This is a genomic window from Bradyrhizobium sp. cf659 (assembly GCF_900113725.1).
Classification (GTDB): Bacteria; Pseudomonadota; Alphaproteobacteria; order Rhizobiales; family Xanthobacteraceae; genus Bradyrhizobium.
In genome coordinates this window covers 1-15,272 of sequence record NZ_FOQJ01000017.1, presented here as the reverse complement: position 1 = coordinate 15,272, position 15,272 = coordinate 1, and the positions used below count along the sequence as shown (strand labels likewise).

General features: G+C 64.4%; 12 protein-coding genes. 3 read left to right on the top strand and 9 right to left on the bottom strand.

Translation table 11 applies throughout. From position 1 onward, the window contains the following. Nucleotides 1-385: 385 nt before the first annotated feature. Both hpnH and ispH read right to left on the bottom strand, forming a co-directional pair. Nucleotides 386-1,546 (bottom strand): adenosyl-hopene transferase HpnH, encoded by a 1,161-nt coding sequence (gene hpnH / locus BM118_RS37790; protein WP_028172325.1) that lies wholly within the window; start codon nt 1,544-1,546, stop codon nt 386-388. A gap of 35 nt (nt 1,547-1,581) precedes the next feature. Beyond that, on the bottom strand, nt 1,582-2,508 hold the full coding sequence (gene ispH, locus BM118_RS37785) for a 4-hydroxy-3-methylbut-2-enyl diphosphate reductase (RefSeq protein ID WP_092192789.1): 927 nt from the start codon (nt 2,506-2,508) through the stop codon (nt 1,582-1,584). A 463-nt stretch (nt 2,509-2,971) separates the two neighbouring features. On the opposite strand from ispH, the gene BM118_RS37780 reads away from it, so the two are divergent. Continuing rightward, on the top strand, nt 2,972-5,560 hold the full coding sequence (locus BM118_RS37780) for a hopanoid transporter HpnN (RefSeq protein ID WP_092192787.1): 2,589 nt from the start codon (nt 2,972-2,974) through the stop codon (nt 5,558-5,560). Here BM118_RS37780 and BM118_RS37775 read toward each other — a convergent pair. Further along, nucleotides 5,528-6,208 carry a DUF2147 domain-containing protein gene (locus BM118_RS37775; RefSeq protein WP_177235045.1) on the bottom strand — a complete coding sequence of 227 codons (681 nt, stop codon included), beginning with the start codon at nt 6,206-6,208 and terminating at the stop codon, nt 5,528-5,530. The two genes, BM118_RS37780 and BM118_RS37775, sit on opposite strands and share 33 nt — an antisense overlap. Nucleotides 6,209-6,349: 141 nt before the next feature. On the opposite strand from BM118_RS37775, the gene hpnO reads away from it, so the two are divergent. Then, entirely contained in the window at nt 6,350-7,741 is a 1,392-nt protein-coding gene (gene hpnO, locus BM118_RS37770) for an aminobacteriohopanetriol synthase HpnO (RefSeq protein WP_092192783.1), read from the top strand. A 423-nt stretch (nt 7,742-8,164) separates the two neighbouring features. Here hpnO and BM118_RS37760 read toward each other — a convergent pair whose 3' ends face one another. The 6 genes from BM118_RS37760 to BM118_RS37735 form a co-directional block, all read right to left on the bottom strand. Beyond that, nucleotides 8,165-8,932: an anti-sigma factor family protein gene (locus BM118_RS37760; protein ID WP_092192779.1), complete on the bottom strand. Its 768-nt coding sequence runs from the start codon at nt 8,930-8,932 to the stop codon at nt 8,165-8,167. After that, nucleotides 8,929-9,477 (bottom strand): sigma-70 family RNA polymerase sigma factor, encoded by a 549-nt coding sequence (locus BM118_RS37755; RefSeq protein ID WP_177235044.1) that lies wholly within the window; start codon nt 9,475-9,477, stop codon nt 8,929-8,931. The genes BM118_RS37760 and BM118_RS37755 overlap by 4 nt, the downstream gene beginning before the upstream one ends. A gap of 127 nt (nt 9,478-9,604) precedes the next feature. Then, nucleotides 9,605-9,940 (bottom strand): cupredoxin domain-containing protein, encoded by a 336-nt coding sequence (locus BM118_RS37750; RefSeq protein WP_092192777.1) that lies wholly within the window; start codon nt 9,938-9,940, stop codon nt 9,605-9,607. A 25-nt stretch (nt 9,941-9,965) separates the two neighbouring features. Next, on the bottom strand, nt 9,966-10,910 hold the full coding sequence (locus BM118_RS37745; protein WP_092192775.1) for a metallophosphoesterase family protein: 945 nt from the start codon (nt 10,908-10,910) through the stop codon (nt 9,966-9,968). A 263-nt stretch (nt 10,911-11,173) separates the two neighbouring features. Next, nucleotides 11,174-12,055, bottom strand: a complete 882-nt coding sequence (locus tag BM118_RS37740; RefSeq protein WP_092192773.1) for an alpha/beta fold hydrolase — start codon at nt 12,053-12,055, stop codon at nt 11,174-11,176. Between the two features lie 12 nt (nt 12,056-12,067). Then, on the bottom strand, nt 12,068-13,687 hold the full coding sequence (locus BM118_RS37735; protein ID WP_092192771.1) for a GMC family oxidoreductase: 1,620 nt from the start codon (nt 13,685-13,687) through the stop codon (nt 12,068-12,070). 173 nt (nt 13,688-13,860) lie between these two features. Here BM118_RS37735 and BM118_RS37730 point away from each other — a divergent pair, with 173 nt between their 5' ends. After that, nucleotides 13,861-15,033, top strand: coding sequence for a M20 aminoacylase family protein (locus BM118_RS37730; protein WP_092192769.1), 1,173 nt, complete (start codon nt 13,861-13,863; stop codon nt 15,031-15,033). Nucleotides 15,034-15,272: the final 239 nt, after the last annotated feature.

Below are 15,272 nucleotides of genomic sequence, written 5' to 3'. Positions count from 1 at the left end.
CTGTTTTGCCCGACGCGTCAAATGGTGTTCGTAAAATACGAAATTCTTGCGGGCCTTGAATTACGTCCGGCTGATTGCGGGTCGGGCTGCGAAAACGAACCGCGCCGCGGATGCTGCAGTCCTTGCCGGTTTGCATCCGATTTGTTCGACGCGGCAATGGCTTGACGGAGGAGGCTCTGTGCGGGCCAGCAGCCGCGGTTCTACTGTGCATGGGGTTGTTTTTCATTTTTTGTAGGAGGGCTCCCGAGCGGGCGAGGCGAGGAGGGTAGGGAGCCCAGCCCGCGGACCGCTTCCGGCCTCCTCGGGGGCGTTCGCGCTGAACAGGCAAAAGGCCCGGTCGCGTTGGCGACCGGGCCTTTCGTGTTTCGGTGTTCGTAGCCCGCGCTTACGCGGCCGTCGAAGCCTTCCGTGCGGCCTTCTGCTCGGCGGCGGCGGCCTCGTCCTTGCGGATCTCGGAGAGCTTCTTCTGGACCTGCTCCGAGAAGATGTACTGCGCCGGGCGCTGCTTGCTCATGTCGATCTCGGGCGCCATGGGGCCAGAGGTCTTGACGCCGCGCAGCGACACCCACATCGCCTTCAGCGGGTTGTTGAGCGCTGCGGTCGCCGCGGTCGGCTCGTAGCCGCAATGGGCCATACAGTCGGCGCACTTCTCGTACTTGCCGGTGCCGTAGGTCTCCCAGTCGGTGGTGTCCATCAGCTCCTTGAAGGTCTTGGCATAGCCTTCACCGAGCAGATAGCAGGGCTTCTGCCAGCCGAAGATGTTGCGCGCGGGCATGCCCCACGGCGTGCACTCGTATTCCTGGTTGCCGGCGAGGAAGTCGAGGAACAGGCCGGAATGCATGAAGTTCCACTTTTTGCCCTTGCCCATCGCGAAGACGTCGCGGAACAGCTTCTTGGTCTTGGTGCGGTTGAGGAAGTGCTCCTGGTCCGGCGCGCGCTCATAGGCGTAGCCCGGCGACATCGAGACGCCGACACCGAGCTCGACGGTGAGGTCGAGGAATTTTGCGATCTCCTCGGCCGGATGGCCGTCGAAGATGGTGGCGTTGACGTTGACGGTGAAGCCGCGCGCCTTGGCCGCCTTGATCGCGGAGACGGCGCGGTCGAACACGCCTTTCTGCGACACGGCCTTGTCGTGATGGTCCTTCAGGCCGTCGAGATGCACGGAGAAGAACAGGTACGGCGAGGGCTCGAACAGATCGAGCTTCTTCTCGAGCAGCAGCGCGTTGGTGCAGAGCGAGACGAACTTCTTGCGCGCGACGAGGCCGCGCACGATCTCGCCGATCTCCTTGTGGATCAGCGGCTCGCCGCCGGGAATGGCGACCATCGGCGCGCCGCACTCGTCGGCTGCGTCCCAGCACTCCTGCGCCGTCATGCGGCGGTTGAGGATCGCATCGGGATAATCGATCTTGCCGCAGCCGACGCAGGCGAGGTTGCAGCGAAACAGCGGCTCCAGCATCAGCACGAGCGGATAGCGCTTGCGGCCAAGCAGTTTCTGCTTGAGCAAATAACCGCCGATACGCATTTCCTTGAAGAAGGGGATTGCCATTACACGTTTCTTTCTGGGCTTGAAATTCGGGTGGGTCAGCTCGCAGCCAGTTCGGCCGGAAGCCGGAATTCGATGTTTTCCTCGCGGCCCGGCAGCACCGAGACCTTGACTGGTCCGATCCGCCGCATCGCTTCGATCACGTCATCCACGAGTACCTCGGGCGCCGAAGCGCCGGCCGTGACACCAACGGTCCTGGCATCTTTCAACCACTCCGGATTGAGCGCGCTGCCGTCGGCAATCAAATAACTCGCGACGCCGGCTTCAGTGCCGATTTCGCGGAGCCGGTTCGAGTTCGAGCTGTTGGCAGCGCCCACCACCAAGATCACGTCGACCAGCTTGCTCAAGTCCCTTACCGCAGATTGGCGGTTCTGTGTCGCATAGCAGATATCCCGGATGTCCGGGCCTTGAATATCTGTAAAGCGGGCCTGGAGGGCCGAAATGATGTCCCTGGTGTCGTCCACCGACAGGGTGGTCTGGGTGATGTAGGCCACTGGCGTATCCGCCGGCAGCACAAGGGCCTTAACCTCTTCAACGCTTTGGACAAGCAGCACCGGCCCTGGAACCTGGCCCATCGTGCCCTCGACCTCGGGGTGGCCGGCATGGCCGATCAGGATCAGCGTGCGGCCCTTGGTGATATAGCGCTTCCCCTGATTGTGAACTTTCGTGACCAGGGGACAGGTGGCATTGAGCACCGGAAGGTCGCGCGCGGCGGCCTCTTCCTCGACGCTGCGGGCGACGCCATGGGCGCTGAAAACGGTCACCGCCTTCGGCGGAACCTCGGACAGCTCCTCGACGAAGATGGCGCCCTTGTTCTTCAGGCTCTCGACCACGTATTTGTTGTGCACGATCTCGTGGCGCACGTAGACGGGCGGGCCGTACTTCTCCAGGGCCCGTTCCACGATCTCGATCGCACGCACCACGCCCGCGCAGAAACCGCGCGGCTGCGCTAGATAAACTTCCATAGGACGCCCATCACGCAAGTTGCACCAATCCGCTTTCAAAGTTCCCCGGCGGCACCCCGATGCTGACCAATGAACTGCAATATCCGCACCATTGGTTTCGCGCACGCGGTAGCCACCCACCCCCGTCGGGCTCCAGCGCATGGAGGCGCAATACTTTGTGTCAAAAAATCGGCAGAAAGGAAAGGTCGATGGACCTATGGTTCCCTGCCGGCTCAATCAAGCGGTAATATAGTATAGAAATTGCCGTGAGCAAAATGGCGACATTTGTGCTCACTCCTTCGTCACTTTCCCGCCTCAAGTCCCCGGCTATACCGACCGTCCCGCATGATTTTGCCATGGTCTGCGCCGTTTGCCTCGAACCTTCTTGCGGCGAGAACCACTCAAAACAGCAATAGGTTTCGCCCGGGAACTCCGATAAAGAGCGGGCGTTTCCGGCAAGCTGTTAACAGCAGAAAGAAAAGAAGTGCTGCAAAGCGTCGTCGTTGCCATCGTCAGGGCCTGCACCCGGTTTGCCTCCCTCGTCGTCGTTCTCGGGCTCCTGCTTTCGGTGGGGGCCGGCTATTACACGTCCCAGCACTTCGCCATCAACACCGACATCAATTCGCTGATTGCCCAGAATCTGGACTGGCGCCAGCGCGACCAGCAGTTCGATCGCGCCTTCGACCGCGACGCGACGATCACGGCAGTGGTCGAGGCCAGGACGCCGGAGATGGCGACCGCGGCGTCGGACGCGCTCTTTGCCAAGCTGAAGGACGACAAGACCAATTTCCAGTCGATGCAGCAGCTCGGCACCGGCGAGTTCTTCGAGAGGAACGGCCTGCTGTTCCTGCCGACCGAAGAGGTCGCCAAGGCCACCGGCCAGTTCGAAGCGGCGGCGCCCCTGATCGAGATCATGGCGGGCGATCCCTCGATCCGCGGCCTGACCGGCGCGCTGGAGACGGGACTTGCCGGCGTCAAGCGCGGCCAGGTCAAGCTCGACAATACCGCGCGGCCTTTCAACCTGATCGCGCAGACGGTCGAGACCGTGCTCAACAAGGGCAATGCGAGCTTCTCGTGGCGCGAGCTCGTCAGCGACGAGCCGCTGTCGGCTTCCGACAAGCGCGCCTTCATCGAGTTCAAGCCGATCCTCGACTACAACGCGCTGGAGCCCGGCAAGGGCGCCACCGACGCGATCCGCAAGGCTGCGGCGGAGCTCGATTTCGCGACCAAATACCAGGCGCGGGTGCGACTGACCGGCCCGGTGCCGATCGCCAATGAGGAATATGCCACCGTCCAGGAAGGCGCCGTCGTCAACGGAATCGGCACCGTCCTCGTCGTGCTGCTGATCCTGTGGCTGGCGCTGCATTCGGCGAAGATCATCTTCGCGGTGTTCATCAATCTCTTCGTCGGGCTCGCGATCACGACCGCCGCCGGCCTGATGATGGTCGGCTCGCTCAATTTGCTGTCGATCGCGTTCGCGGTGCTGTTCGTCGGCCTCGGCGTCGATTTCGGCATCCAGTACAGCGTTCGCTACCGCTCCGAGCGCTACAAGCACAACGATCTTTCGGGTGCGCTGGTGCTGGCCGCGAAACGATCGGCCGTGCCGCTGTCGCTGGCGGCGATGGCGACCGCGGCGGGCTTCCTCTGCTTCATGCCGACCGACTACAAGGGCATCTCCGAGCTCGGCCAGATCGCCGGCGTCGGCATGCTGGTGGCGTTTGTCTCCAGCATCACGATCCTGCCGGCGTTGCTCAAGCTGCTGAACCCGCCCGGCGAGAAGGAGCCGGTCGGCTACGCGTTCCTGGCGCCGCTCGATCACTTCCTGGAGAAGCACCGCGTGCTGGTGGTGGGGGGCACGCTGCTGCTCGCGCTCGCCGGCCTGCCGCTGCTCTACTTCATGAAGTTCGACTTCAACCCGATGAACCTGCGCAACCCGAGGGCCGAATCGATCGCGACCTTCCTCGATCTGCGCAACGATCCCAACACCGGCGCCAACGCCATCAACGTGATGACGACGTCCGAGGAGCAGGCAAGGCAGGTCGAGGCGAGGCTGGAGAAGGTGCCGGAGGTGCTGCGAGTGATGTCGCTCGACAGCTTCGTGCCGCAAGACCAGCAGCCGAAGCTGAAGCTGATCGCACAGGGCGCCAAGGTGCTGAACCCCGCGCTCAATCCCGACCAGATCGATGCCGCGCCGACGGACAAGGAGAACGTCGATGCGCTGAAGTCCTCGGTCGACAATCTGCGCCGGACCGCCGGTGATGCGAAGGGGGCGGGTGCGGTCGCCTCGCGCCGCCTTGCGGACGCGCTCGAGAAGCTCGCCAATGCCGACGAGGCCATGCGGAACAAGGCGCAGGACGTGTTCGTCACGCCGATGAAGATCGTGTTCGACCAGCTCAGGAACGCGCTGCAGGCCGAGCCGGTCACCCTGAAGTCATTGCCGCCCGATCTCGTCAGTGCCTGGAAGAGCAAGGATGGCATCATCCGTGTGGAGGCACTGCCCAAGGGCGATCCCAACGACAACGACACGCTGCGCAAATTTGCGGCAGCGGTGCTCGTTGCCGAGCCGACCGCGATCGGCGGGCCGGTCTCGATCCTGAAATCCGGCGACACCGTGGTGAAGGCTTTCATCCACGCCGGCATCTACGCGCTGCTGGTGATCGGCCTTCTGCTGTGGATCACGCTCCGCCGGTTCGTGGACGTGCTGATGACGCTGGTGCCGCTGCTGGTTGCCGGTGCCGTGACGCTCGAGATCTGCGTGCTGATCGGCCTGCCGCTCAACTTCGCCAACATCGTCGCCTTCCCGCTGCTGCTCGGCGTCGGCGTCGCCTTCAAGATCTATTATGTCGTGGCCTGGCGCTCGGGCAGAACAAACCTGCTTCAGACCAGCCTGACACGCGCGATCTTTTTCAGCGCGCTGACGACGGCGACCGCGTTCGGCAGCCTGTGGCTGTCGAGCCATCCCGGCACGTCCAGCATGGGCAAGCTGCTGGCGCTCTCGCTGGTGACGACGCTCGCCGCCGTGCTGCTGTTCCAGCCGGCCCTAATGGGCAAACCCCGCAATCTCAGGGAGTAGGCAGATGTCGCCGACGGGGTCGGCGGCGCCCTTCTGACCGGGCTTGGCCGTGGTAGCGGTCTTCGGGGCCGGCGTGGGCGCAGGCGCCGTGGCGCCCGTCGTGCCTTGGGACGTGCCTTGGGACGCTGCGGCTTGGGCTGTGCCTTGTGCCGTGCCTTGGGCTTTCGGTGCCGCGCCGGTGGGCTTCGGGGCGCCCTTGGCCATGGCGTTGGCGGGGCTCAAGGGGATCGGCGGGGCAACCCGGGTCCAGGTCTCGCCACCGCAGAGGAAGCCCATCACGCAGCCCTTGATCTCGAGCTGGTCGGTACCGGCCGGCGTGATGGTGGCGCTGTAGAGCTGGCCGTCCTTGGCGTTGTAGACCTGTCCTTCCCACTGATCGACGCCGGGCTTCTTCTTCATGTCGATCAGGGTCGCCATGCCCAGCGTCGGCCTGTTCTTTTTCGAGACATCCGGATTGTTCTCGTCGCGGCCGCCGGGCTGCTTTTCCCAGGAAACCGCACCCCACATGCTGCCATTGCATTGGGCAACGCGAATGTTGGCGACGCCGTCGGCGACCCGCCAGTCGCCGGTGGGATCGGCGGCGAGAGCAGGAGTCAGGCAGGCGTAACCGCCAGCCAGTATAATTCCGGTGTAAAGGGCCAAACGCATGAGTGTTCCTTGGCAGTGCAACATGGTTTAAAGCTGTGCTTGCGAAGATGGTCCGAAAAAGGGCAAAAGGCCGCACAGACCGTTTTGAGTAACGGTCCGTTTTCAGTTGACGAGACGGCCCTCAACCGAAGTATGTAGCGGATGCACAGCCCAAATCCAGACATGTCTCAACTGTTCGCGGACCGTCAGGCCCAGCGCAGTGCCCTGCATAATCGGTATCTGAACGAGCAGTTCGTTCGGGTTCTCAAGACCATCGGCTACGATGTCGGCTTCCAGAAGGGGCAGGGGCAGTACCTCTACGACCGCGACGGGGCGCGCTATCTCGACCTGTTGTCCGGCTTTGGCGTGTTTGCGATCGGGCGCAATCATCCGGTCATGCGCGAGGCGCTCAAGAGCGTGCTCGATGCCGACCTGCCCAATCTCGTCCAGTTCGACGTCTCGACGCTCGCCGGCGTGCTCGCCGAGCGCCTCCTGAAATACGTTCCCTATCTCGACAAGGTGTTCTTCGCCAATTCCGGGGCGGAATGCGTCGAGGCCGCGATCAAGTTCGCGCGAGGGGCCACGGGGCGTCCCGGCATCGTCTATTGCGCCCACGGCTATCACGGCCTGACCTATGGCGCGCTGTCGCTGACAGGGGATTCGAACTTCCGCACCGGTTTCGAGCCGCTGCTGCCCGGCTGCACCCCGGTCCCCTTCAACGATCTCGCCGCGCTCGAAAAGGCGCTGGCCTCGCGCGAGGTTGCGGCCTTCGTCGTCGAGCCGATCCAGGGCAAGGGCGTCAACATGCCCACGGACGAGTTCCTGCCCGGCGCGGCCGCACTCTGCAAGAAATACGGCACGCTGTTCGTCGCCGACGAGATCCAGACCGGCATGGGCCGCACCGGCCGCTTCCTCGCGGTCGAGCACTGGAACGTCGAGCCGGACATGGTGCTGCTGTCGAAATCGCTGTCGGGCGGCCACGTGCCGGTCGGCGCGGTGCTGACGCGCAAGGCCATCTTCGACAAGATCTTCAACCAGATGGACCGTGCGGTGGTGCACGGCTCCACCTTCTCCAAGAACGACCTGGCGATGGCCGCGGGCATCGCCACGCTCGATGTCATGGAGTCCGAGAAGCTGATCGAGTCCGCCGCCAAGCGCGGCGCCGAGCTGCGCCTTGCGCTGACGCGCATGGTGCCCGGCTACGAGCTGATGAAGGAAGTGCGCGGCAAGGGCCTGATGATCGGCGTCGAGTTCGGCCCGCCGAAGTCGCTGCGCCTGCGGGCGTCCTGGAACGTGCTGGAAGCTGCCAACAAGGGCCTGTTCTGCCAGCTCATCACCGTGCCGCTGTTCAAGGATCACAAGATCCTGACGCAAGTCGCCGGTCACGGCAGCCACACCATCAAGCTGCTGCCGCCGCTCACCATCACCGAGGAAGACTGCGGCTGGATCGAGAAGGCGTTCGACGACGTCATCGCCGGCAGCCACAAGGTCCCCGGCGCGATCTGGTCGCTCGGCAAGACGCTGGTGGACAACGCGGTGAGAAGGTCGGCGTAAGCGGAGCGCTCCGCAGCTCAGCCTGACCAGCGCGGTTGCATGAGGCACAATGGCGAACGCGTTGTGCTCGACATATTTGCTGTCGCGGCTCAAGATATCGCTTCATGCGATTTGCAATTGTTCTTCTCTCGCTTTTCCTGTTTCTGACATTTGTAGTATCCGGCGCTCGCGCTTGGCTCAGCTACAACAGTTACAGAGAACTAATGCCTAAGCCCCGCGTGGTCGGGCCGCTTACGGCTATACGTGTCTCCCTGCGTGCGATGCACGATCCGGACGATCCCGACATATCCCGGGAGTGCTTGGCGCACCTCAAGAACTTCAAGATTGCAGCTTTGGTCGCCGCCACAACGTGGATCGTGATGGGGCTATTAATCGTAGCATTGAGAGCATTTGCCCCTCAGGGATTTCTCGACTGAGTTTAATCTACCCCTCCACATTCGCCTTCATCGCCGCCTCGAACTTGTCGACGAACTCGGCGAGCTCGTCGGCGCCGATGTCGCTGACCGCCCAGAAGTTCAGGCCGCGATTGCCCCATCGGCGGCAGTTGAAGCCCTGCATGGTCTCGGTCTTGGGCGCGCGATATTCCGTGCTCGAGGTTTGCGACACGAACAAATTGACCACGTGCTGCCGGCGCTTGTAGACGACCGCGCCGATCGCGCGGGCATCGATATAGTCGAGCCGGCCGCCGACCAACGTGAAGCCCTGCGCGGTGAGGTCGATCACGGGCGGGGCGACGTCGAGCTTGCCGTTGAACCATGGCTTGACCGTGTGCTGGTCGGTCGAGACCACGTCGGTGAGATGGCCGGCCTGGAGCGAGCGCAGATGGGCGGAGACGACCTCCGACAGGATGCGCTGCTGGTCGTCCTGGCGCAGCACCACGGCGACGACGCCGGAGGCGGCGAGCGCGGAGACCGCCGAGCCCATCGCAAAGCCGCGCAGCACGGAGCGGCGGGTCGGTTGCTGGCGCTGCGGCCCAGGCAGAGAGGCTTCGATACGCATGCGCAGGCTTGCCGGCGCGGTGTAGCGCAGATTGGTGTCGGCCAGCACGCGCTGCATCTCGCGCTGTGCTGCGAATTCGGCCGCGCAGTCCGGGCAGCTCGCGATATGGGCTTCGACCTCGCGCGCGTGGCCGGCATCGAGCTCGTTGTCGAGCAGCGCGTGAAGCAGGATCCTTGCTTCGTCGCAGGTCATTTCGCTTGCTCCTCTCCCGCCGTCCAGGCCGCGCGCAGCATGGCGCGGGCGCGGGCGAGGCGGGACATCACTGTGCCGACGGGTACGCCGACGGCGTCGGCGATTTCACGATAGGACAGGTTGTTGATCTCGCGCAGCACGAAGGTTTCCTTGAACGGTTCGGCGAGCGCGTCGATCAGCTTGCGGATGGCGCCGGCATCGCGGCTGCGCAGCACTTCGGTTTCCGGGCTTGCCTCCGTCTCTTGCCAGATCGGCGTCTGTTCGGCGGCGCCGGGCATATCCTCGATCGCGCTGGGCCTGTGCGCGCGACGCGCATATTCGGCGTTGCAGACGTTGCGCAGGATCGCGAACAGCCAGGGCTTCATCGTCGGCCCGCGATAGCTGTCGAAATGCTTCAGCGCGCGCAGATAGCACTCCTGCACGGCGTCCTCGGCATCGGAGGCGTCGCGCAGCAAATAGCGCGCGAGCGTGTAGACGTCGTCGAGATAGGGCAGCGCCGCTTCGCGGAAGCGCTGCGCCTTCTGTAGATCGTCGGTGGCGGGCATCGCTCCTCGCTTTGCCTCTTGTTCCGCTTGCGGCTTCGTTTCGTCCCTGTGTGTGACCGGAGGCACACGAGCCCGGCCGGCGTGGGACCACCGGCCGGGCAAGACGTTGATGCCTTGGTTCGAGACGTTACTCAACCTTGATCATCCCCGTCATGTGCGGGTGCAACGAACAAAAATACTTGTAGTCGCCCGCATTGGTGAAGGTGAACGAGAACTTGTCGTCGGTGTCCAGGGTCTTGGACCTGAACTTGCCGGCCGAGACGATCGTGTGCGGGATGTCGTCCCGGTTGGTCCAGGTCACGGTGGTGCCGGCCTTGACCTTGAGTTCGGCCGGCTGGAAAACGAAATTGTCGATATGCACGTCCATGTCGTCGGCACGGGCAGTCGTGGCGGGCAACAGGACGGCCGCGGCCAAAGCGAGACCGAAGTCGATACCGAAGTCGCGGCGATTGAGTGTCTTCATTGTCAGCTTCCGTTCAACCCTGGATTCAGCCCTGGAGCGGCGTGTCGATGATCGCGAGCCGCTGCTCGTTCTGCTTGAAGTTGATGCTGGCGACGCCGAGCATGGAGCGGAGCCTTGCGTCCTCGACCTTCATCGGACCGGGCGAGGGCGCGGCCCCCGGCGCCGGCTGCGGGAAGGCGGTCGAGCGCGCGGTGTGGAAGGTGACGTTGCCCTCGACCTTCTGCATCACCTGGTGGATGTGCCCGTTCAGCACGGTGACCGAGCCGAAACCCTTGACGTGCTCGAGCGCGCGGCCACCATCCTCGGTGCCCCAGCCCCATTCCGGATAGACGGTCCAGAGCGGGATGTGGGCGAACAGCACGATCGGCGTCGATTTCGACTTGCCGCGCAGATCGTCCTCCAGCCAGGCGAGTTGCTCGGCGCCGAGATTGCCGAGCCCGCCGGCCTTGAGGTCGACGACGTTGACGAGGCCGACGAAGTGCACGCCGCCGGCATCGAACGAATACCAGCCCTGGCCCTTGGTGCCGCGGCCATAGCGCTCGCGATAGAACTTCACCTCCTCGTCGAGGAAATCATGTTCGCCGGGGACGTAGTGCACGTCCAGCTTGGCCTGCGAGATGATGCGATCGGCATTGTCGAACTCGGCGGCTTTCGACAGATGGGTGATGTCGCCGGTGTGGATCATGAACGACGGCTTGGCCGGCATCGCGTTGATCTTGTTGATGGCTTCCTCCAGCGTGCCCAGCGCGTTGGGATTGGCCGGCTTGTCGAAGCCGACATGGCTGTCGCTGATCTGGAGGAAGCTCATGCCGGGCGCTGCAGCGGTCGCAGCTTGCGCGGAATCGATAATGCCGAGCGAGCGCGGCACGCCGCCCGTGACGGTCCAAAGCACCCCGGTGCCGGCCCAGGTCATGCATTCCAGCACCTTGCGGCGGCTGACGCCGTCTTCCCCGTGATCGTGTCCGCTCATCGCACATCTCCACTTCACCCGGAATTGGGCTTCGGGGAGGTGATCAGGGGAGGGCGGGACTTATTCCCGGATGCGATGACGATTTCGTGAGGTGGCGAGATCTCGTGTCCCGGACGCTGTGCAGCGCCCAAAAGCGCGTTCACGCGCGTCTTCGACGAGCTATGGCGGTGCGCCGCAGAGCCGGGATCCACGCGGCTCGGGTAGTCTGGGCCCCGGCTCTGCGCAGCAGCGTTGCACGCTGCAGCGCGTCCGGGGCGCGAGACTTACTTCGCGAATTCGCGCATCGCTTCCACCACGGCCGCCGGCACTTCCTGCGCCACACAGTGCCCGGCGCCCTCAAAGACCAGCGTACTGACGCGCGGAATCAGCGACACCGCACGCGAGGCCATCTCCTTGTAGATCGGCCCGGACTTCACCGCGGTCGTGATGCGCACCGGGCAATCGATCTCGGCGAGCCCCATAAACGGATTGCCACGTGCATCGCCGGTGTAAACCTGCTCCATCGCCTCATAGATCGGACGCAGCATCGCGTACTCGATCTCGGGCGTGCAGCAGAGTCGGACCCGGCCATCGTCGAGTTGCATGAAGCCGTGTTGGACATAGGCGCGTAGCGAGGTCTCGGTCCAATCCGCAAACGTCGGCGCGGTGCGGTAGCGCTCGAACACAGCGTCGGCACTGTCGAACTCGGCGCGTCGGCGCAGCGTGCCCTCGACGCGGGCGAGGGATTCGTCGTTCAATCCCCCGGAGCGCGCCGCGCGCGGATCCATCACGGTCGGCTCCATCACGAACAAGCGCGTGAAAAGTCCCGGCCGAAGTTTCGCCGTAAGCAGAAGATCGGTCGCGCCCGCGCTGTGGCCGATGCCGTAGACGTCGCGCAGATCGAGCGCATCGAACACCCGGCAGACGTCCTCGGCATAGTCCAGGAAATGATAGGTGCCGGGCTTGTGGCTCGCGCCATGGCCGCGGCGGTCGAGCGCATAGACGGTGTAGGTCGACGCAAGCTCGCGAGCGACCTCGCCCCAGACGTCGGCGACGAAACCGGTGCCGTGCACGAGCACGGCGGGCGGCTTCCCGCTCTCGCCCCATTGCAACATGGCGATCTGCGCATCAGTGGGGCCGATGGAGAAGCGATGTGGATTGATCATGGGGACAGGATGCTACTTCGCATCCTCCAGGATCATCGTCGCGCCCTTCTCGGCGATCATCGCGGTTGGCGTGTTGGTGTTGCCCGACGTGATCGTCGGCATGATCGAGGCGTCGACAACGCGAAGGCCGCTGAGGCCGTAGAAGCGCAACCGTTCGTCGACCACCGCCATCGGATCGCTCGCCGCGCCCATCTTCGCGGTGCCGACGGGATGGAAGATGGTGGTGCCGATATCGCCCGCGGCTTTGGCGAGTGACGCATCGTCGTCACCGACGGAAGGACCGGGCAGATATTCGCTGGGGCGGTATTTTGCGAGTGCCTTCTGCTGCATCAGCCGCCGTGTGGTGCGGATGGCGTCGGCGCCGACCTGGCGGTCGTCGTCGGTCGACAGATAGTTCGGTGCGATGATCGGCTTCTCGTCCGGGCTCGCCGCGCGCAGCCGCACGGTGCCGCGCGAGGTCGGCTGGAGATTGCAGGCGCTCACCGTGATGGCGGGGAAGCGGTGCAGGGGATCGCCGAACTTGTCGAGCGACAGCGGCTGCACGTGAAACTGGATGTTGGCGCGTGCGCGTGTTGCATCGGAGCGCGTGAAGATGCCGAGCTGCGACGGCGCCATGGTCAGCGGACCGCGGCGGCGGAAGGCGTAGTCGAGCCCCATCAGGCCGCGGTGGAACAGGTTGTAATAGGTCTCGTTGAGCGTGCGCACGCCCTCGACCTTGTAGATCGCGCGCTGCTGGAGATGGTCCTGAAGATTGCGGCCGACGCCGGGCTTGTCCATCACCACGTCGATGCCGAGCGGTGACAGCCAGTCGGCGGGGCCGATACCGGAGCGATGCAGCACCTGCACCGAGCCGATCGAGCCCGCCGAGAGGACCACCTCGCGCTTCGCGCGCGCCTCGATGACCTCGCCGTTCTGGATGAAGCGCACGCCCACGGCGCGGCCCTGCTCGATGATGAGGCGGTCGACCAGCACGTGCTTCTCGAGCCGCAGATTGGGCCGGTTCAGTGCCGGCTTGAGAAAGCCGCGCGCCGACGACCAGCGCCGGCCGCGCTTCTGGTTGACGTGGAAATAGCTCGTGCCTTCGTTGTCGCCGGTGTTGAAATCCGGGATGCGCTTGATGCCCATTTCTTCTGCGGCATCGCCGACGGCATCGAGAACGTCCCACGACAGCCGCGGCGCCTCGATGCGCCAGCCGCCGCCGGCACCGTGATGCTCGCTTGCGCCCAGGAAGTGGTCCTCGAGCCGCTTGAATAGCGGCAGCACGTCGTCATAGCCCCAGCCGGTCATGCCGAGCTGGCGCCAATGGTCGTAATCGGCGGCCTGTCCGCGCATCGAGATCATGGCGTTGATCGCCGAGCAGCCGCCGATCACCTTACCGCGGGGATAGGCGAGCGCGCGGCCGTTCAGGCCCGGCTCGGCCTCGGTCTTGAACATCCAGTCCGAGCGCGGATTGCCGATCGCGAAGAGGTAGCCGACCGGAATGTGGAACCAGATCCAGTTGTCGTCGCCGCCGGCTTCGAGAATGAGGACGCGGTTTTTCGGATCGGCCGACAGGCGATTGGCGAGAATGCAGCCCGCCGTGCCCGCCCCGACGACAATGTAGTCAAACTCACCTTCGAGCCGCCTTGGCATTCTGCTTCCACCCGGATGGTCACTTAACGTTCCGTCCTAATAGGCAGACGCAGCGGATCGGGACAAGCCCGGCCATGACGAGAGAACAGGGCTCCCCCCGATCCGCGGCGGTTAGGTGGACTGCGGCTTGCATGGTAGACAGTCCTGTATTCCCAACAAAGCTTGAGACCCCCATGCCCATCGTGAACCGCGTCGCCGACCTTCAACCCGATATTCAGGCCTGGCGCCGGGACATCCACCAGCATCCCGAGTTGCTGTATGACGTTCACCGCACCGCAGCATTCGTCGCGGACCGCCTGCGTGAATTCGGCTGCGATGAGGTCGTGACCGGCCTCGGCCAGACCGGCGTGGTCGGCGTGATCAAGGGCAGCAAGCCGGCCGGCGAGGGGCTCAAGACCATTGGCCTGCGCGCCGACATGGACGCGCTGCCGGTCGAGGAGCAGACCAACCTGCCTTACGCCTCGAAGAATCCGGGCAAGATGCACGCCTGCGGCCATGACGGCCATACCGCGATGCTGCTTGGGGCGGCGCGCTACCTCGCCGAGACCCGCAATTTTGCCGGCGATGCCGTCGTGATCTTCCAGCCGGCCGAGGAGGGCGGTGCCGGCGGCGCGGCCATGGTCAAGGACGGCCTGATGGAGCGCTTCGGCATCGAGCAGGTCTACGGCATGCATAACGGCCCGGGCATCCCGATCGGCTCGTTCGCGATCCGGCCGGGTCCGATCATGGCAGCGACCGACGAGGTCGATATCATGATCGAGGGCCTCGGCGGCCATGCCGCGCGTCCGCACAAATGCATCGATTCCGTGCTGGTCGGCGCGCAGGTGATCACCGCCTTGCAGTCGATCGTGGCGCGCAGCGTCGATCCGCTGGAATCCGCCGTGATCTCGATCTGCGAATTCCACGCCGGCAACGCCCGCAACGTCATTCCGCAGACCGCGACGCTGAAGGGCACCATCCGCACGCTGTCGCCGGAGGTGCGCAAGCTGGTCGAGAAGCGCGTGCACGAAGTGGTGGCGGGCGTGGCGCAGATCACCGGCGCCAAGATCGACCTGCACTACAAGCGCAACTATCCCGTCGTGAACAACCACGCCGCGGAGACCGAGGTGGCGCGGCGTATCGCGAGGCAAGTCGCGGGCGAAGCCAATGTGCACGAGATGCCGCCGCTGATGGGCGGCGAGGATTTCGCCTACATGCTGGAAGCGCGCCCCGGCGCTTTCATTTTCTGCGGCAACGGCGACAGCGCCGGCCTGCACCACCCCGCCTACAATTTCAACGACGAGGCGATCGTGTTCGGCACGTCCTACTGGGTCAAGCTGGTCGAGGAATCGCTCGCGGCGTCGTAAGCCGCAGGTTTACCTCGCCCCGCTTGCGGGGAGAGGTCGGAATGCGCGCGTAGCGCGGATTCCGGGTGAGGGGGACTCTCCGCGAGTCCGTCTCTCACCGTGGTCGCGGAAGCAGCCCCTCACCCCAACCCTCTCCCCGTAAGAACGCAGGGCTGTCCGGGGAATGATTCACTGTGTCGCGGAGCATGCCCGGTTTAACCGGCGTGAAGCAGGTACTTTCTGGTTGTCGAGACTCAGAA